Here is a 17,664-nt window from a genome sequence, read left to right on the forward strand (position 1 = left end):
TTAGTTACTGCCGCCGCTGGTTCGGGTGTAGTTGTAGCCAACCCCGATCGACTTGGTGAATGGGATCAACTGGTTCAAGTAGGTATCTACGCCCTGGATGCGCTCGCCCACGTTGGATTTGGGCACGAACACCACATCTCCCCGCTGCAGCGGCACTTGTTTACGCCCGTTGGGGCCGGTCTTGAGGTATTGGCTGAAGTCCAGGAAGTAAGCGCGGTAGGTGCCTTGGGTGTCTTCGCGCAACAGTGCGACCATGCTGGCGTTGCCCGCCGGGTTCACCCCGCCGGCGCCGACGATGGCTTGTTCCAGGGTGTTGGCCGAGGCGATCGGCACCGTGGTCGGGTTGTTTACCGCACCGCCGACGATGATCGAGTTGCCCGGTGCCTGGTTGATGTTCACCGTCACCCGTGGCTCGCGATACACCGGCGCAAGCTTGTTGCTCAGCTCGTTCGCCACCTCGGCTGGCGTGCGACGGGCTACCTGGATCGGGCCCAGGAACGGGTAGTTGATCTTGCCATCGGTTTGCACGGTGTACAGCGTCAGCTCATAGATGGTGCTGACGTTGAACGCCGACAGCGTTGGCATCTCACCGGCATCGCGCACAATGCGCAACTGATCGCCGATGCGGATACGCTCTACCGCCGGCGGCAGCTGCGCAAGCTGGTCGAGGGCGCGCTTGCCGTCCTCGACCGTCTTGCCGTCGGGGGGGACGATACGTGCAGGGGTATTGCAGGCGGCCAGTGCCATCATGGCCAGGACGAGCATAGTTCTTTTCATCAAGGGGGACTTCCTGTAGGTCATGATGCTCACCTCCAATAACCGGGAAACATGCTGATGCGCCGCTTTAGGGCGAGGGGTAGGCGGCGTTCCAGATGGCCCAGCCGATAGCCGAGCAATTTGAACGCGCTGCGCACCAGTACTTCGGGTACGCGGTGCAATGCACCGGCTGCGCGCAACGCTGCGAGTTCAGCCTGTACATAGCGTTTACCTTCACCGCCGGCATCGCCAAAGGCTTGGCGAATCCACGGTTCGCGACCGTAGAACACGCCAATGTCGAAGTAGCGGTGAAACTCATCCATGAGTCGGTAATCGTGGGAGTGGTACACCCGCGCCGTGGCGGCGTAGCGCACCTTGTAGCCATCAAGCAGCATGCGCGCCGCGACGTAGGCATCCTCGCTGCCGATCACATCGGCGGGGAAGCCACCCACGGCCTGCAGGGCGCTGCGCCGGTAGACTGAAAACGAGTCGGAGCTGAAGCAGGTTTTAATCCCCAACTGCGCAGCGTCGGCAAGGCTCTTGGTGCGGCTCTGGGCGGGGTAATTGAAGTGGCGTGACTGGGCTCCCAGCACGCCAGCGCCAGGGTGCGGCAATTGCCGGCCGTAGGCCACGCCGTTGAGTGGGTCTTGTTGCAATTCTTCGAGCAGGTTGGCGAAGGTCTCGGGGTCGGCCGGGATTGCGTCCTGAGTCATCACGATCAGTGGTCACCGCTCGTGTGTTCACTGGCCCAGCGCCGTGTGCCACCGTGGTTGAAGTCGCGTGCGTGGATAACCTCGACCCGCGCGCCAAATTCGCGAAAGCGCGCCACGGTGTCATCGCTGGATGCGCTGTCGACTACCAGCATCTCGTCCGGTTGCAGAGTCTGCATCTGCAGCGCGGGCAGCAGTCGCGTCAAATGACTGGACGCGTTGCGGGTTGGAATGATCAGCGAGATGCGCATGTCATTTCTTCTCTGCGGGCGCGCGCCCATAGATGTCATCGAAGCGTACGATGTCGTCCTCGCCCAGGTATTCACCGCTCTGCACTTCGATCATCACCAGGTCGATGATGCCGGGGTTGGTCAGGCGGTGCTTGTGCCCAGCCGGGATGTAGGTCGATTCGTTGGCGTTGATCAAAAATTCGCGCTCGCCATTGGTGATCTGCGCGGCACCGCTGACCACTACCCAGTGTTCGCTGCGGTGGTGATGCATTTGCAGCGACAGCGACGCCTGGGGCTTGACCACGATGCGCTTGATCTTGAACCGGCTGCTTTCCTCCAGCACGGTGTAGGTTCCCCACGGCCGGGTGACGGTGCGGTGCAGGCTGAACGCCGGATGGTTCTGGCGCTTGAGTTCGGCGACGATGTAGCGCACGTCCTGGCTGCGGTTGGCGTCGGCGATCAGCAGGGCATCGGGGGTATCGACGATGATCAGGTCTCGCACGCCGACGGCACCGAGTACGCGTTTGGGCGAGTCGATATAGCAGTTGTGCACGTCATGCAAGATGGCTTCGCCATTGACCTGGTTGCCCTGGGCATCGCTGGGCGTGAGCTGGCGCAGGGCTTCCCAGGAACCGATGTCGCTCCAGCCGATGTCGCACGGCACCACGGCCACTTGCGTGGACTTTTCCATCAACGCCACGTCGATGGAAAGGTCTGGCGCGGTGCCGAAGGCCTCGCTGCCCAGTTCACGCTGGCGCGAGGTGCTGTTTTGCAGGTGCTGGCTCTGCTCGAGGGCTGCACGAGCGGCCCCCAGTACGTCGGGAGCATGGGTCGCCAGCTCGTCCACCAGAGTACCGGCCTTGAAGCAGAACATGCCGGCATTCCACAAGTGCTTGCCGCCGTCGAGGTAGGCTTGGGCCGTGGCCAGGTCGGGTTTTTCGACGAAACGCTTGACCCGGTTACCCAGGCTCAGGGCGTCACCTTTTTCGATATAGCCGAAGCCTGTTTCCGGGTGATCGGGTTGAATCCCGAAGGTCACCAGGTAGCCGGCTTCGGCCAACTCGCGTGCCTGGGTCACGGCGTCGGCGAACGCGGTTTCATTCAGCACCAGATGGTCGGCTGGCATCACCAACAACTGGGCGTCGCCACCGAAATGCTCCTGCACGTGCAGTGCCGCCACCGCAATGGCCGCTGCGGTATTGCGACCGAACGGCTCCAGCAACAGGTCCAAAGGCAGCCTGGCCTGGTTGACTCCGCGGTAGTCATCCAGGGTGCGAAACAGCAAGTCGCGATTAGTGACGGTCAGCACACTTTCCACGCCGGGCAGGCGCGCGGCACGTTGAAAGGTTTTCTGCAGCAGACTCTGGCCGTCACGCATACGCATGAATGGCTTGGGCATGTTCTGCCGGGACACCGGCCACAGCCGCGTGCCTGACCCACCGGAAATAATGCAGGGGATTAATCCGTTGAGTGTATTCATCAATAGACTTCCTTGGTGGAAAGGACGGCTGGGACCGTCATGAAGACGATGTACAAATCGAACCACACGGACCATTTGGAGATGTACTCCAGGTCGTATTCGACGCGTTTCTGGATTTTGAACAGGGTGTCGGTTTCACCCCGGTAGCCGTTGATCTGCGCCCAACCGGTGATGCCGGGCTTGACCCGGTGGCGCGAGCTGTATTCGCTCACAGCCACTTCGAACGGAATACCGGCGGCTTTGGTGGCGGTGGCATGAGGGCGCGGGCCGACCATCGACATGTTGCCCTGCAGCACGTTGAACAACTGCGGCAGCTCATCGATGCTGGTCTTGCGGATGATGCGGCCAACCCGGGTAATGCGCGGGTCTTCACGAGTGGTCTGGCGTTCAGCTGTAAAGTCGCTCTGGTCGGTGTACATCGAGCGGAACTTGAACACGCGAATTTCGTTGTCGTTATAGCCGTAGCGGTTCTGGCGAAACAGCACCGGGCCCTTGGAGTCGAGCTTGATCGCAATGGCCGTGACCAGCATCACCGGTGACACCAGCACCAGGGTGATGCTCGCCAGGAGCAGGTCTTCGCAACGCTTGATAAACGGCGACCAACCGCGCAGCGGCAACTGCGAGGTATTGAACATCAGGATGCCGCCCACGTCTGTGATCCGGCTATGGCCGTAGCGCAGGGCAGCCATGTCGGGCACCAGCATCACGTTCACCGACATTTGCCGCAGGCGATTGACCAAGCCGTGAATACGTTGCTCGGCAGCCCAGGGCAGGCAGATCATCACTTGGTTGACCTGTTCGGCGCGGATCAGTTTTTCCAGGTCGCGGGTATTGCCCAACAGCGGCAGGCTGCTCAGTTCCTTGGGAATACGCTCGGTGCGGTCGTCGATAAAGCCGATAAGCCCGGAGCGAATGTCGCCGTTGCGTTGCAAGTGGTCGGCGACATGCACGGCGGTGTCAGTGAAACCCAGGATCACTGTGCGTTGCAGGTATTTGCCCTTGCGCATGAGTTTGCGGTACAGGCGTAGCATCACCAGGCGTTCGGCACAGAACATCGTCAAGCTGGCGATATACCACACCACCAGGTTGCGCGGGTTCAATTGCGGAAATACCTGCAGGATCTGGTACATGAACAACAGGATGCAGAATGCGGACGACCAGGCCACGATATTGGTGCGTAGGCGCAAGCGATTACTGAACAGTTCCTCGGAATAAATGCCCAGGGCCTGGAACAGAATGATGGTCAATACCGCAAAAAACAGCAGCAAGCCCAGAAAGTGCGAACGCATTTCAGGGTCCATCGGGTCGAGGAAAAGCGCCAGGACCAGCGGTGGGAAAATGGCCGTCAGACCGTGGACCAGCTTGACGAAAACCACAAAAAACTCGACAAACCCTGCTCGGGTCAAAAACAAGCTGACAACTGACGACTTCTCTCGCATACAAACATCCCTCATTGCACACCAGGCGTTCTATTCGGTCGTCTGAACCAGACGGCAGCGGACTACGCTGGGTAAAACGCATCCCTTCCTTCGGATGGATCGCTCCAAATGAAAGAATTTTGCAAGGGCAGTGGCTACTACAGGAGGACTTCCTTTTCTCTTTCAGTCAATAATTTGACCTTGTTTCAGCGATGATATCATAGACACTTTAAATGTTCCTTCTTGTGTCATTTTGTTGACATTCCTTGTGCAAGAGGACCCGGTCTCGGGGTGTGATTTTGAGTGTAGGAACAAAAGTGTGAATTTTCCTGTTTGTCAGGAAACACTTTTTTGACGGGTCCCGGGGAGGCGTGGGAAAAGAGGGCGCAACGCACCAGGCGCGTGCCCTCAAGAGGATTGAGCGGGTTAAAAGGTGCCTTTCAGACTGACCGTGAAATTACGCGGTTCGCCATAAAAATTGCCCCATGAGGCTGTGCCCACGGTTTGGTAATAGTTTTTGTCGAAGAGGTTCTTGGCGTTAAGGGCGACGGTCCAAGTGTCATCTACGCGGTAGGCCAATCGTGCATCCCAAACCGTATAGCCGGCCTGTTCGAGCTTGAGGCCCTGCTGCATGCGATAGTTGCCGCTCTGGGCATTGACCCCCGTACCCACGCTCCATTTGGACAGCGCGCCATCCAGCTGGTAATCGCCCCACATGCGCAACATGTGGCGGGGTACATAGGTGTTGGACGCGCCTCCTTCGATAGCGGTATCAATGTTTTTCAGCGATTTGGTCTGAGTGTAGGTGTAGCCCCCCGAGACTTGCAGACGTTCGAGCAACTGGCCGCTGACTTCGGCTTCGACGCCCTGGGCGCGGACCTTGGCAGTGTCGGTATAGCAGTAGCCATCGGACGAAGTTGGGCAGAAACTCAGGAAGTCAGTTTCGGCGCCGTTTTTCTCTGTGGCCCGGAACAACGCTACGGAACTGTTGAGACGCCCGTCGAACCATTCGCCCTTGATACCCAGCTCGTAGTTGTCCCCCATCTTGGGCTTGAGTGCCGCGCCGTCGGCGGTGGCATAAGAGCTCTGCGGCTGGAAGATATCGGCGTAGCTGGCGTACAGGGAAAGGTGTTCGTCGAGGTCGTAGATCAGAGCGGCAAACGGCGTGACTTCACCGGATTCCTTGGTGCGCGCATCTTGCACACTCCACTCGCCCCAACCCAGGGTGTTGGACTGCCGACGGTTTTCGTACCAGCTCACACGGCTGCCCACGATCAACATCAAGGGCTCGGCCAGGCGCAGGCGCAAGGTGGCGTAAGTACCATACTGGGTAGCGGTTTCCTTGACCGTGCCACCGCGGTACATGTTTGGCCAGAAGGTGTCATTGGCCGGTTCGGGGAAGTGGTGGTCGGGCTGATAAATGCTCTGGCGCGTGGGCAGGTTCTGGATCGCGAATACGTCATCCTGGGTGCCTCGGCTGCCGTTGGCCCCAAGGATCAGTTCGTGTTCCAGGCCAAAGGCTTGGAACTTGCCATCGACGTAAGCGTCGAGGCCGAAGTCCTTGTGCTCATAGTCCATCAATGCTGCGTAGGAGTTGGCGGTGGGGGTTGGGGCGCCATAGGCGATGGTACCTTCGCTGGCGGCGTACTTGGTGTCTTGCAGGTTGCGGCTGTGCACAGCGGCGACTTTGATTTGCCAGTCGTCATTGAAGTGATGGGTGAGGTCAGCGAAGAACGTCGTGCGTCGGCTTTGCCAGTCGTTCCAGGATTGGCCCAGGCAGGTGGAACGGCTTAACCTGGCGCTCTTGCCATCGCTATAGCGCGGCAAGCCACCCCAACAGGGGCTGGCGTCGACGTCTTCGTAGCTGGCTCCCACGCCCAGGGTTGTGTCGGGGCTCAGGTCGACGTCCAGTGCGGTATAGAAGGCCTGGTCCTGGCGCTTGGAAATGTCCATGTAGGAGCCGCGATCCTGTTGGCTGAACGCCGCGCGGCCGCGCACGGTGCCGCTGTCATTGAGCGGGCCACCGGTATCGACGTCGGCGCGGTAGTTGTCCCAGGTGCCGGCGGACAGCATCAGGCTTGAGGTCGGGGTGGCCTGTGGCCGCTTGCGCACGAAGTTCACCGCACCGCTGGCCGTGCCGGCCCCCTTGAGCATGCCGGCTGCGCCTTTAAGTACTTCCACGCGATCATAGATCGCCATGTTGGCGCTGAAACTGTCCGCCTGCACATAGTCCTTGCCCATGTCCAGCGGTACGCCGTCGTACTGGTACTGGCCGAGCATCTTGAATCCACGGGAATAGAAATACTTGCCGCCCATGGGCGACTCGTAGGTGGTGATCCCCGGTGTACGTTCCATCACATCGTCAATGGTGGTGACATTCTGATCGTCCATCAATTGGCGGGTCATCACACTCACTGACTGTGGCGTTTCCCGCAGGCTGTGTTGGCCTTTGCCGATGGTGACCGCGCCGGTAGTGTACGAACCGGTGCCTTCGGTCAGGGCCCCCAGGCGTTGGCCGGTCACCGTGGTCGCGCTCAGGTTCAGGGCACCGGTGTCGGCCATTTGTGGCAACAGCAGCCAGATATCCTTGCCTTGGCGCTGGGCTTGCAGGCCCTGGCCGCGCAGTAACTGGCCCAAGGCCTGTTCTCGATCGAAGTTGCCGCTCAGGCCTGTGCTGGTTTTACCGGCAACGCTGGTGGCATCGTAGGACAAGCTGATGCCGGCCTGACGGGCAAATTGATCCAGTGCCGAGGTAAGGGAGCCGGGGGCGATCGCCCATGCGCGAACCTGGGTATCAGCGCTAGCGGAGTCGGCCATCACGGCGAGTGGCAAGACGCCGCCGCCCAGGCAGGCGCCAAGGAGGGCGGCCTGCACCGCGTGTTTGAGAAGAGAACGTTTGGAGGGGAACGCTTGCATGACCGCGGGATGCTCCTGAAGGAAGTGGACAAACCGGCCTGTTGATCGGCCCTTCCTTACAGGTCGAATGGCAATGAGAATTCACCTCATTTATTTTCGGCCGGTCACACCCGAGCGGAGACGGTTACCCAGTAGCGGCTGCGGTAGGTCACATCGATCGCCAGCGATTGAGTGACCAACTTGAGCACTTGGTCGGTGTCCTCCAGTTGGTAAGTGCCCGACACCCGCAGCCCTGCCACGGCTTCGCTGCAACGCACCAACCCATTGCGATAGCGGCCCAGTTCGGCCAGGAAGTCGTCCAGGCGCATGTTGTGGGCGCTGATCACGCCGTCACTCCAGGCCCAGGGGTCCAGGCCGTTATTGGGGGAAGGGCGAATGCCGCTACGGTTGAACATCACCTGTTCGCCTGGCTTGATCACCTGGCGTGCGGCGCCGTCATGGCGATCGGCAAACACCGCTACCGCACCCTGTTGCACGGCCAGCAGGGTACCTTGGGGTTCTTCGCGCACCAGCAAGCGCGTGCCGACGGCGCGCAGGTAACCGTCGCGGGTATGCACCCACAGCGGGCGGTGGTCGGCGCCGGTATTGATCAATATTTCACCCTGGCGCAGGTTCACCAGCCGTTGTTCGGCGCTGGAGGTAATGTCGACGGCACTGGCGCTGTTGAGCTGGACTTTGCTGCCATCCTCCAATGTTACCCAGCGCCGCTCGCCAGTGGCGGTGTGGTAGTCCGCCATCAAGGCGGCCAGGGGCGTGTAGTCGCGGCCCAGCCAGGCTAAACCTGCGGCGCCGGCAAACAGCCCGAGCAGTTTCAGGCTTTCACGACGGCTGATGTGCTGGCGTGCGCCGTCGAGTGCATGGCGACTGACATGCGCCGGCAAGTGGTTGAAATCGTCATTCAGGGTGGCGACCCGTTGCCAGGCCTGTTGATGCGCCTCGCTGGTGTGCAGCCACTGGTCAAAGGCCGCGGTGCTGGCGTCGTCGGCGGTGTTGTAGCGCAGCTTGATCATCCATTGGATGGCCTGGTCGACCAGGTGCGAGTCAGGAGTCGGCATAGCGCAACCGGTAACAGGCGTGCAGCGCCTTGGACAGGTCGCGTTCCACCGTGGCCTTGGACACGCCCAGGCGCAAGGCGATCTGCGGGCAGGTCAGGCCGTCCAATTGGGCCAACAGGAACGCCTCGCGCACCCTCGGCTTGAGCTGGTCGAGCAAACGGTCAATACGCTCCAGGCTGTCGAGGATCAGCCGCTTTGTTTCTTCGCTCGGCACCTCTACTTGCGGGAAGTGCGCCAGGCTTTCCAGGTAGGCGCGTTCCAGTTCGCGGCGCCGGTATTGGTCGATCATCAAGCTGCGCGCGATGCTGCTCAGATAAGCGCGCGGCTGCTGCAAAGTCTGTTGCTGACGCGCGTTGAGCAGGCGCACGAAGGTGTCCTGCGCGAGGTCAGCGGCGCGCTCATGGCAGCCCGTGCGCCGGCTCAACCAGCCTCGCAGCCAGGAATGGTGGGCTTGGTATAGCTGGCCGATGGCAGCAGGGTCCAGTGGGTGATCGCTCGACATGGTCATCCTGGCGCAGCAGGCTTAATTGATAATGTTTCGCATTCTAGACGTTGGTCGTGGCATTCAGCAATCACTCGGTTCGCTGCGTGAGCAATGTATCCAGCACAATTTTTTGTAGGGCCTGCAAGCGCCGATTAATCTGTTTTTTTTCCAGCGGACGGTTCAACCATGATCAGCCTTGTCACACTCGGTGTTTTTTCCGGCGCTGTGTTGCTGTTGTTGCTGTCACCGGGGCCGAACATGGCATTTGTCATCAGTCAGGGCGTCACCCATGGCTGGCGCGGCGGCGTTGCTTCGGCCCTGGGCATTGGCGTGGCCGACCTGTTGCTGACAGCGTTGACCGCCATGGGGGTGACGGCGTTGGTCGCCAGCTGGCCGCCAGCGTTCGACCTCATCCGCTGTGCGGGCGTGATCTACCTGCTGTGGCTGGCCTTCAAAACCTTGCAGAAACGCCCCGGCCTGGACACCGCTCACGTCGGCCGCGTGGCGCTGGGCCGAGTGTTTCTGCAGGCCATGCTCAACAGTTTGCTCAACCCCAAGGCGTTGTTGTTTTTCATGGTGTTCCTGCCACAGTTTGTGCGGCCCGAGGCGGGGCCCATCGCCTTGCAATTGATGGTGCTGGGCGGTGTGTTGACGTTGATCGCCAGTGTGTTTCATGTGCTGTTGGGCGTGTTTGGCGGGGCGCTCAGTCGTTTCTTCGCCAAACGCACCAAAAGCGCCTGGCTGCAGAAGTGGGGCTTGGCAGCGGTGCTGACGGCGTTGGCCGTGCGCTTGGCGGTGATGTCACGTCCTGCCTGAATGACAGGCGGGAAGCCAAGCAAGTTTCTTTGTGGCGGGGGAGCTTGCTCCCGCAACGGCCCGACAGCCGATGCTCATCTACCAGACACCCCGCAATCCAACTGTGGGAGCTGGCTTGCCTGCGATGGCGGCCTGCCAGCCGACACCGGGTATCAGACCGAGCACATATTCATTCCTGCGGTAACGGCCACCTATTTGACTGAAAGAGATACCTTTGGCCAGCTTTGCCGCGACTACCAGGTCAGTCGAAAGACTGGCTACGACTGGACAGCCGTTGAGCACCGAAAGAATCAAAAGGAGTTTCGTACAGCGGTCTAGGACTTACCTCACGTTCAAACGTTGAAACCGGCTCATTCCCACGGACCTTCCCAGTCGCTGCAAATTCAGCGACCGGACGTGAGAAATCCAACTTCACCCCAACCGCGCAGCCGCCCGCGCAACAATCTCCCCGCGCACTTTGCGTGACTCCACCGTGCGCTTGTTGGCTTCCTCCAGCACATGCCTGGGCGCCGTCTCCGGGCGGCCTGAGTCAAACGGTGGGGCCGGCGCGTATTCGATCTGCAGTTGCACCAGTTGCGCCGCCGCTTCGCTGTACAACTCCGCGGCCAAAGTCAGGGCAAAATCAATGCCGGCGGTGATCCCGCCGCCGGTAAACAGGTTGCCATCACGCACCACACGTTCCTGTACGGGGATGGCACCGAGCGGGGCGAGCAGGTGGTGGTACGCCCAATGGGTGGTGGCCTTGCGACCGCGCAGCAACCCTGCCGCGCCCAGTACCAGTGAGCCGGTGCACACCGAGGTCATGTAGCGCACTGTCTGGGCCTGGGCCTTGAGGAAGTCCAGGGTTTGCGGGTCTTCCATCAATGGGCCCACACCGGCGCCGCCGGGTACGCAAAGCACATCCAGGTTCGGGCAGTCGGCGTAGGTCATGGTCGGCGTGAACACCAGGCCAGTGCTGGAGGTGATCGGCGCGAGGTCTTTCCACACCAGGTGCAGCTTCACGTCTGGCAGCGAACCGAGGACATCATAGGGGCCGGTAAGGTCCAGTTGCTGGATGCCGGGGAACAACAGAAAGCCGATCTGCAAGGTCATGTTTCAAGCTCCGAAAAGGAATGGACGTGCTCACTGTAGAAGCCTAGGCTTTGGCGAATACGCCATTGAGCCCACTAATCTCGCCAATCATGCCTAAAATTATTCATGTACTCGCGTTTGAGAATGCCCAGGTACTCGATGTCACCGGGCCTCTACAGGTATTCGCATCGGCTAACGATTTGGCGCGCCAGCATGGTTTGCCATTGCCCTACGCGGTCAACGTCATCGCCGCTCAGGCTGAGCCGGTGATGACGTCAGCCGGCCTGGCGCTGCTGGCCGAACCGCTGCCCGCCATTGACCAGCTCTGCGACACCCTGGTGATCGCCGGTGGCTGGGGCGTGTACGGCGCTGCCGAGGACCCGGCGCTGGTGCAATGGGTGCGCGATAAATCCTTGCACACCCGGCGCATGGCTTCGGTTTGCACCGGGGCTTTTCTGCTGGCCGCCAGTGGCTTGCTCGATGGTTGTCGCGTGGCCACGCACTGGACCCGCTGTGAAGAACTGGCGCGCAAGTTCCCTGCGCTCACGGTGGAGGCCAATCCGATTTTCATCCAGCAAGGTGCGGTGTGGACGTCTGCCGGCGTGACCGCTGGGATCGACCTGTGCCTGGCCCTGGTAGAGGATGACCTGGGGCGTGCGATTGCCTTGGAGGTGGCGCGCCACTTGGTGGTGTTCCTCAAGCGCCCTGGCGGTCAGTCGCAATTCAGCGTGACGTTATCCCTGCAAAAGAGCGACAGCCGTTTTGTCGAGCTGCATGCCTGGATCGCCGATAACCTGACGATGAATCTGAGCATCGCCACCCTGGCGGCCCAGGCTGGCATGAGCGAGCGCAGCTTTGTACGCCACTATCGCACCGAGACTGGCCAAACCCCGGCGCGGGCCGTGGAACTGATTCGCGTCGAAAACGCACGCCGGCAACTGGCAGATAGCACAACCTCCATCAAGCGTATCGCCATGCAATGTGGTTTTGGCTGTGAAGAGACTTTGCGCCGCAGCTTTCTAAGGGCTTTGTCGGTGACGCCCCAGGCTTATCGAGAGCGTTTTTCACCGCTCCAGTAGTTCCAGCAAAGCTTGAAGCGTGACCTGGGGCGCTTCCTGGAAAACGTTATGACCCACGCCGGGCAACACCTGGCGGCGATAAAAACCGCTGAAGTGCTCCACGTCATCATCCTCCAGCGACGGCGGGCCCACGCCATCGTCGGCCCCGCACAGCGAAATGCTCGGTACTGATATCGGCGGTTGCGGCACCAGCGCCTGCTCGATGTATTCCAGCGCGGGATCACCCGGCGCATACATGAAGCGATGGCGATAGGAGTGAATCACCACCTCGACAAAATCCGGGTTATCAAACGACGGCGCGGTCAGGCCGTAGCGGCTTGGCCCTTCGGCCCAGGACGGTGACCACAGCGTCCAGAGCAATTGGCAGAGTTCACGCCGATTGGCCGTCAACCCGTCGACCCCGCGCTGGGTGTGAAAGTAATACTGATACCAGAGCCGGTGCTCTGTCTCAGGTGGCCTGGGCTTGAGCGACTGGCTGATGGCCTGGATGTTGTAGCCATCGCCGGTCACCAGGCCGCGCACCCGCTGCGGCCATAGCGCCGCGACAATACAGGCGGCGCGCCCACCCCAGTCAAAGCCGGCGAGTGTGGCTTGCGGGATCGACAATGCATCCATGAAGTCGAGCAGGTCCTTGGCCAGCGCTGCCTGTTGGCCAGAGCGCATCACTTGCGTGTTGATAAATCGCGTCGGGCCATAACCGCGTAAATACGGGACCAACACCCGATAACCACGTTCAGCCAGCACCGGCGCGATGTCGTCGTACCCCCGTGGATCGTAGGGGAAGCCATGCAACAGGATCACCGGTTCGCCATCGATGGGGCCGTGGGTTTCGTAAGCCACATCAAGCAGGGTTGTGCGCACATACAGCAGTGGGGCAGGGGATGTCACGGTTGCCATACGGTTTTCTCCCCGCTGAGTTTGCGGTCCAGGAACGTTGCCGCGCTGATCAATGCCAAGTGGCTCAAGGCCTGGGGCGTGTTGCCCAGGTGCCGGGCCTGGCTGTCGAACTCTTCGGCGTACAACCCCAGCGGGTTGGCGTAACGCAGCAACTGTTCGAATTCCAGATGGGCCTTTTCAACTTGCCCGGCGCGCGCCAGGCATTCGACGTACCAGAACGAACAGGCGGCAAACGCGCCTTCGACGCCTTGCAGCCCATCGATCTGGCTATCGTCATTGCGGTAGCGGTAGACCATGCCGTCGCGCACCAGGCTTTTCTGGATCGCTTCCAGTGTCGTGAGCCAGCGCGGGTCCGTGGCGGCGACAAAGCGCACCAGCGGCATCAACAGCATCGAACCGTCGAGGGCGGTGCTGCCGATATGCTGCACAAAATGCCCGCGCTCTTCGTTCCAGAAGTTAGTCCAGATGTCGGCGTAGATCGCCTGGCGCGTCTGGTCCCAGCGTGCGAACGGGGCCGGCAGCGAACGTTTGGAGGCCAGGCGAATGGCACGGTCCAGGGCCACCCAGCACATCAGGCGTGAGTGCAGGAAGTGGTGCTGCTCGCCGCGCATTTCCCAGATGCCCACGTCTTTGTGGTTCCAGATCTCACACACTTGGTCGACCACTTCCACCGTGTGTTTCCAGCCTTGGTGGGAGATGGCTTCGCCGTACTTGTTCACCAGGTAAACCGCGTCCATCAGTTCGCCGTAGATATCCAGCTGGATCTGGTCGAACGCTTCGTTGCCCACCCGCACCGGTTGGGCGCCGCCGTGGCCGCTCAAGTGGTCGAGGGTGGTTTCCGGCAGTTCCTGGCGACCGTCGATGCCGTACAGGATGTTGATCTTGGTCGGCTGGCCGCAGCAGTCGCTGACCCGGCCCCTGAGCCAGCGCATATAGGCGTTGGCTTCCTCGACGAAACCCAGGCGCATGAACGCATAGACGGTGAACGAGGCATCGCGGATCCAGGTATAGCGGTAGTCCCAGTTGCGTTCGCCGCCGGGCGTTTCCGGCAGCCCGAACGTGGCCGCGGCGATGATGGCGCCGTGTTTGCGCGAGGTCAGGAGTTTCAGCGCCAGGGCCGAGCGGTTGACCATCTCGCGCCAGCGCCCGCGATAGTTGGACTGGCTGATCCAACCGCGCCAGAACTTCAAGGTGCGCTCCAGGTAGAGGTCGGTACAGTCGTTGGTGACGCGCGCATCCTCCTGGCCACCGAGGACAAATTCGGCGCCTTCATCCTGGGCGAGGGTAAAGGTGGCGATGGCGGTGTTGCCTTGGAGGGTCAGCGGCTGACTGCCAATCAGGCGCAGGCCGGGCTGGCCGCTGGCGGTGAACACCACGCTGGCAGCCTCGGCCTTAGCCTCGGTGGGGGCCCGGGCATAGTCGTGGCGCACGGCGCAGCTCAGGTGGATAGTCGCCTTGCCACTGACCACCCGTACCCGCCTGATCAGCAAGGGCAGTTCATCGACGTTTTCGCTGACGGTCAGCAGGTCGGTGATCTCCACCACCGCTTCATCGCTCAGCCAGCGAGTCTGCAGCACATTGGTGTCGGGCAGGTAGATCTGCTCGCGGCGGGCGTTGGGCAGGTCCGGGGTAAGCTGGAACGTGCCGGCCTCGGGCGTGTCGAGCAGTGCGCAAAACACCGAAGGGCTGTCGAATTCCGGCCAGCAGAAGAAGTCGATGCTGCCGCGGTCGTTCACCAGTGCCGCGCTGCGCATGTCGCCGATGATCCCGTGGGCATCGATGGCGCTTTGAGGTTCGTTCTTGAAATCAACCATTGCCACGGAACTCCGGGTAGAGGCTCATACCGCCATCGATGAACAAGGTGCTGCCAACCACATAATCAGAGGCATCGCTGGCCAGCCACACCACCGCATTGGCCACGTCTTCGACGTCACCGACACGACCATAAGGAATCAATTTGAGCAGCTCTTTTTCTGCAGCACCTTCAGTGGCTGCGCGGTTGATCGCCGTGCGAATCGCCCCAGGCGCAATGCCATTGATACGGATGCGCTGTTCGCTGACTTCCTGGGCGAGGGTGCGCATCAGCATCTCCACGCCGCCCTTGGACGCGGCGTAATTCACATGCCCGGCCCAGGGGATGACTTGATGCACCGAACTCATATGGATAATTTTGCCGGCGGCCCGTGACACACCTTCGCGAATACCCTGGCGATTGAAGATACGCACCGCCGCCCGCGCGCACAGGAATTGCCCGGTGAGGTTGACACCAATCACCGTGTTCCAATCCTCAAGGGTCATATCGACCAGATTGGCATCTTTTTGCAGCCCGGAGTTGGCCACCAGAATATCCAGGTGGCCGAAGGCGTCGAGGGTTTGCGCGAACAGGCGTTCGACATCGGCCTCCTTGGACACATCGCCGTCAATCGCAAGCGCTCGGCCGCCGTTGGCATTGATCTGCGCGGCGAGAGCCTCAGCCGGTGCCGCCTGGGAGTTGTAGTTAAGCACCACCGCCGCGCCTGCTGCGGCCAGGGCTTTGGCCGCGCCCGCGCCAATGCCGGAACTGGCCCCGGTGACCAGGGCCACTTGTTGCTGCAAGGAAATCTGCATCGCCCACCCACCGTTTTATGAGAGTCCTTCTTGCTGACTGGCGGCGGCGAGCGGAAGTTCACCCCCTGGCGCTTACGCCCAACTCGGGCAAAGCGCGACTTTATCGTATGATGCTGAAAACAAAGGGCAATACAGGAAGCGATGGAATGCATGCGTGGGCCGATACCCGATGGATGAAACTATTACTCAGCGGCGTAGTGGCCGCTTTATCACTGGCTCAGACAGCCTTGTGCGTCGCGGAAAACAGCAATGGTAAAACGCTGTATCTACAGCGCTGTGCTGTGTGCCACGGGCCCGATATCAAAGGCACGGGGCCATTGGCAAAAAAAAGTAATCCGCCAACCCCCGACCTGACAACTGCCACCTTCAAGAAACGACTCCATGATTATCCGGGCGTTATCGTCTCCTCGGTCATCCTTCGCCCCAATGGCAACCTGATCCCCAAGACGCTGCAAGACAATGGCGTAAAGATCGCGCCACATGCCTGGAGCGTTAAAGACTTTCGCGATTTGCATCAATACATGAGTGAGGTCATTTCAAACAAATAGTGGGTGGGCGATGAGCAGCAATTGCCCCACTTAATAGGAAGCATTACTATTCACGCCCCGCCTCCCCAGTGCTCACGCGATGACTCCTCAGCCGCCCCGCAGAACAGGCTTTTTCGAGCACTACGAAGAGTTGATCGGCACCTGGACACGCCGCCTGAGAAACCGTCAGCAAGCCGAAGACCTGGCGCACGACACCTTCGTGCGGGTGCTTGAGTCCGCTGCCTGCGGTGTGGCGCAGCCACGCGCCTACCTGCATCAAACCGCGCGCAATATTGCGGTGGATGCCTACCGCCGCGAAGACCGCCGCGAGGCGTTGACGCTGCAGGCGGCTGATCACAGCACGCCTCACAGTAGCGACCCGGAGCATTACATGCACGCGATCCAGTTGGCCGATGCCATCGAGCGGGCGCTGGCCGAGTTGCCGCTCAACTGTCGCAGGATTTTCATCTGGCAAAAGATCGAAGGGCTCACCCAGCAGGAAATCGCCACACGCCTGGGGCTGTCTAAAAACATGGTGGAAAAGTATATGATCCGCACCCTGCGGCATCTGCGTGATCGTCTGGATGCGAGCGCGCCATGACCGGCTTTGAAACAGGATCTTCCACGATGGATAACCGTGTCCGTGATGAGGCCGCGCAGTGGTTTGTACGCCTGCAAGACGGCCCATTGAGCGCCCAGGAACGCCAACGTTTCGATGCCTGGCGCAGGTCGCAGCCCGCGCATCAGTACGAAATCGATGTGCTGCAAGGGCTATGGAGTGCGACGGATTTGCTGCCCAAGGCCCGCTTGCAGGCGCTGGGCGATGCGCCGACCGAGCGCCTTGGACGGCGTGCGCTGATGCGTTATGCCGTGGCCGCCAGTGTGGTCGCCATTGCAGTGGGCCTGGGTGCGTACCGCGGTCTGGGGCAGCCAAAGCCCTACAATGCCGAATTCAGCACGCGGTTAGGCGAGCATCGTCAGGTGATCTTGCCTGACGGTTCCGTGATGGACCTCAACAGCCGCAGCGTGGTCGCGGTTCATTACGAAAAGGGCCGTCGGGGCGTAGAGCTCAAGCAGGGCGAGGCGATGTTCAGCGTGCAGCATGACGCCGGGCGCCCGTTTGTGGTCGCAGCCGGGGCAGGGCAGGTGACCGTCACCGGCACGCGCTTTGATGTACGTCGGGAGGCGGACCAGACCCGCGTGGCGGTCGAAGCCGGCACGGTCAAGGTGCAGGGCCGGGCATCCGATCACATCGTCACGCTCACCACCGGGCGTGGCACCCATGTCGATCCCCAAGGCCAAGTGGCGGCGGCCTACGCGGTGAACCCTGAAGAACTGACCGCGTGGCGCAACGGTAAACTGGTGTTCAACAACGCCACCTTGGTCGACGTGGCGCGGGAAGTGTCGCGCTACCGCGAGCAACCGCTGCGTGTCAGTACGGCAGCGGTGGGCAATCTGCGCTTGACCAGTGTCTTCAACTCCAGCGATACCGATGCCTTGCTCAAGGCCTTGCCCCACATCCTGCCGGTCGCCTTGCGCACTTTGCCGGACGGTAGCCAGGAAATTATTTCGCGCTGACATTCAGGTTTTTTTCGAGTTCTTCGTCTTCTCCTGCAAC

General features: G+C 60.9%; 15 protein-coding genes and 1 pseudogene. 5 read left to right on the forward strand and 11 right to left on the reverse strand.

Annotated features, from left to right (window positions below):
- The 7 genes and pseudogenes from HBO10_RS26185 to HBO10_RS26215 all read right to left on the reverse strand — a co-directional run bounded on the left by HBO10_RS26185 (position 1) and on the right by HBO10_RS26215 (position 9,067).
- Complete coding sequence (locus tag HBO10_RS26185) at positions 1 to 777, reverse strand: polysaccharide biosynthesis/export family protein (protein WP_034125835.1); 777 nt, start codon at positions 775 to 777, stop codon at positions 1 to 3.
- 29 nt (positions 778 to 806) lie between these two features.
- Positions 807 to 1,717, reverse strand: a pseudogene (locus HBO10_RS26190) (glycosyltransferase).
- A 1-nt stretch (position 1,718) separates the two neighbouring features.
- Positions 1,719 to 3,176 carry a mannose-1-phosphate guanylyltransferase/mannose-6-phosphate isomerase gene (locus HBO10_RS26195; protein ID WP_034125833.1) on the reverse strand — a complete coding sequence of 486 codons (1,458 nt, stop codon included), beginning with the start codon at positions 3,174 to 3,176 and terminating at the stop codon, positions 1,719 to 1,721.
- A complete protein-coding gene (locus HBO10_RS26200; RefSeq protein ID WP_034125832.1) occupies positions 3,176 to 4,615 on the reverse strand; it encodes an undecaprenyl-phosphate glucose phosphotransferase in 1,440 nt (479 codons plus the stop codon). The genes HBO10_RS26195 and HBO10_RS26200 overlap by 1 nt, the downstream gene beginning before the upstream one ends.
- Positions 4,616 to 5,020: 405 nt before the next feature.
- Complete coding sequence (locus HBO10_RS26205; RefSeq protein WP_034125831.1) at positions 5,021 to 7,510, reverse strand: TonB-dependent receptor; 2,490 nt, start codon at positions 7,508 to 7,510, stop codon at positions 5,021 to 5,023.
- A gap of 104 nt (positions 7,511 to 7,614) precedes the next feature.
- Positions 7,615 to 8,565 (reverse strand): FecR domain-containing protein, encoded by a 951-nt coding sequence (locus HBO10_RS26210; RefSeq protein WP_034125830.1) that lies wholly within the window; start codon positions 8,563 to 8,565, stop codon positions 7,615 to 7,617.
- Positions 8,552 to 9,067: a sigma-70 family RNA polymerase sigma factor gene (locus tag HBO10_RS26215; protein ID WP_034125829.1), complete on the reverse strand. Its 516-nt coding sequence runs from the start codon at positions 9,065 to 9,067 to the stop codon at positions 8,552 to 8,554. Before HBO10_RS26215 ends, HBO10_RS26210 begins: the two co-directional genes overlap by 14 nt.
- Positions 9,068 to 9,235: 168 nt before the next feature.
- Between HBO10_RS26215 and HBO10_RS26220 the strand changes: the two genes are divergently transcribed.
- Complete coding sequence (locus tag HBO10_RS26220) at positions 9,236 to 9,865, forward strand: LysE family translocator (RefSeq protein ID WP_034125828.1); 630 nt, start codon at positions 9,236 to 9,238, stop codon at positions 9,863 to 9,865.
- 411 nt (positions 9,866 to 10,276) lie between these two features.
- Here HBO10_RS26220 and inhA read toward each other — a convergent pair whose 3' ends face one another.
- Positions 10,277 to 10,957 carry an isonitrile hydratase gene (gene inhA / locus HBO10_RS26225; protein ID WP_034125827.1) on the reverse strand — a complete coding sequence of 227 codons (681 nt, stop codon included), beginning with the start codon at positions 10,955 to 10,957 and terminating at the stop codon, positions 10,277 to 10,279.
- Positions 10,958 to 11,046: 89 nt separating this feature from the next.
- Between inhA and HBO10_RS26230 the strand changes: the two genes are divergently transcribed.
- The gene (locus HBO10_RS26230; RefSeq protein WP_034125826.1) at positions 11,047 to 12,015 is read left to right on the forward strand and encodes a GlxA family transcriptional regulator; all 969 of its coding nucleotides are present in this window, start codon (positions 11,047 to 11,049) and stop codon (positions 12,013 to 12,015) included.
- Here HBO10_RS26230 and HBO10_RS26235 read toward each other — a convergent pair.
- From HBO10_RS26235 to HBO10_RS26245, 3 genes are read right to left on the reverse strand one after another with little or no spacing between them, the layout of a single operon-like run.
- Positions 12,001 to 12,912 (reverse strand): alpha/beta hydrolase, encoded by a 912-nt coding sequence (locus HBO10_RS26235; RefSeq protein ID WP_034125825.1) that lies wholly within the window; start codon positions 12,910 to 12,912, stop codon positions 12,001 to 12,003. The genes HBO10_RS26230 and HBO10_RS26235 overlap by 15 nt on opposite strands.
- Positions 12,900 to 14,726 (reverse strand): glycoside hydrolase family 15 protein, encoded by a 1,827-nt coding sequence (locus HBO10_RS26240; RefSeq protein WP_034125824.1) that lies wholly within the window; start codon positions 14,724 to 14,726, stop codon positions 12,900 to 12,902. The genes HBO10_RS26235 and HBO10_RS26240 overlap by 13 nt, the downstream gene beginning before the upstream one ends.
- Entirely contained in the window at positions 14,719 to 15,519 is an 801-nt protein-coding gene (locus HBO10_RS26245) for a glucose 1-dehydrogenase (RefSeq protein ID WP_034125823.1), read from the reverse strand. Before HBO10_RS26245 ends, HBO10_RS26240 begins: the two co-directional genes overlap by 8 nt.
- A 146-nt stretch (positions 15,520 to 15,665) precedes the next feature.
- Here HBO10_RS26245 and HBO10_RS26250 point away from each other — a divergent pair, with 146 nt between their 5' ends.
- The 3 genes from HBO10_RS26250 to HBO10_RS26260 all read left to right on the forward strand — a co-directional run bounded on the left by HBO10_RS26250 (position 15,666) and on the right by HBO10_RS26260 (position 17,624).
- Positions 15,666 to 16,067, forward strand: coding sequence for a cytochrome c (locus tag HBO10_RS26250; RefSeq protein WP_080757661.1), 402 nt, complete (start codon positions 15,666 to 15,668; stop codon positions 16,065 to 16,067).
- 79 nt (positions 16,068 to 16,146) lie between these two features.
- Complete coding sequence (locus tag HBO10_RS26255) at positions 16,147 to 16,647, forward strand: sigma-70 family RNA polymerase sigma factor (protein WP_034125822.1); 501 nt, start codon at positions 16,147 to 16,149, stop codon at positions 16,645 to 16,647.
- 26 nt (positions 16,648 to 16,673) lie between these two features.
- Positions 16,674 to 17,624, forward strand: a complete 951-nt coding sequence (locus HBO10_RS26260; RefSeq protein ID WP_034125821.1) for a FecR domain-containing protein — start codon at positions 16,674 to 16,676, stop codon at positions 17,622 to 17,624.
- Positions 17,625 to 17,664: the final 40 nt, after the last annotated feature.

Source organism: Pseudomonas sp. WS 5503, assembly GCF_012985385.1.
Taxonomy (GTDB): Bacteria; Pseudomonadota; Gammaproteobacteria; order Pseudomonadales; family Pseudomonadaceae; genus Aquipseudomonas; species Aquipseudomonas paracarnis.

Coding starts and splice junctions, on each gene's coding strand:
- HBO10_RS26185 (WP_034125835.1), bottom strand. CDS start 777: ATGAAAAGAACTATGCTCGTCCTGGCCATGATGGCACTGGCCGCCTGC.
- HBO10_RS26195 (WP_034125833.1), bottom strand. CDS start 3,176: ATGAATACACTCAACGGATTAATCCCCTGCATTATTTCCGGTGGGTCA.
- HBO10_RS26200 (WP_034125832.1), bottom strand. CDS start 4,615: ATGCGAGAGAAGTCGTCAGTTGTCAGCTTGTTTTTGACCCGAGCAGGG.
- HBO10_RS26205 (WP_034125831.1), bottom strand. CDS start 7,510: ATGCAAGCGTTCCCCTCCAAACGTTCTCTTCTCAAACACGCGGTGCAG.
- HBO10_RS26210 (WP_034125830.1), bottom strand. CDS start 8,565: ATGCCGACTCCTGACTCGCACCTGGTCGACCAGGCCATCCAATGGATG.
- HBO10_RS26215 (WP_034125829.1), bottom strand. CDS start 9,067: ATGTCGAGCGATCACCCACTGGACCCTGCTGCCATCGGCCAGCTATAC.
- HBO10_RS26220 (WP_034125828.1), top strand. CDS start 9,236: ATGATCAGCCTTGTCACACTCGGTGTTTTTTCCGGCGCTGTGTTGCTG.
- inhA (WP_034125827.1), bottom strand. CDS start 10,957: ATGACCTTGCAGATCGGCTTTCTGTTGTTCCCCGGCATCCAGCAACTG.
- HBO10_RS26230 (WP_034125826.1), top strand. CDS start 11,047: ATGCCTAAAATTATTCATGTACTCGCGTTTGAGAATGCCCAGGTACTC.
- HBO10_RS26235 (WP_034125825.1), bottom strand. CDS start 12,912: ATGGCAACCGTGACATCCCCTGCCCCACTGCTGTATGTGCGCACAACC.
- HBO10_RS26240 (WP_034125824.1), bottom strand. CDS start 14,726: ATGGTTGATTTCAAGAACGAACCTCAAAGCGCCATCGATGCCCACGGG.
- HBO10_RS26245 (WP_034125823.1), bottom strand. CDS start 15,519: ATGCAGATTTCCTTGCAGCAACAAGTGGCCCTGGTCACCGGGGCCAGT.
- HBO10_RS26250 (WP_080757661.1), top strand. CDS start 15,666: ATGCATGCGTGGGCCGATACCCGATGGATGAAACTATTACTCAGCGGC.
- HBO10_RS26255 (WP_034125822.1), top strand. CDS start 16,147: ATGACTCCTCAGCCGCCCCGCAGAACAGGCTTTTTCGAGCACTACGAA.
- HBO10_RS26260 (WP_034125821.1), top strand. CDS start 16,674: ATGGATAACCGTGTCCGTGATGAGGCCGCGCAGTGGTTTGTACGCCTG.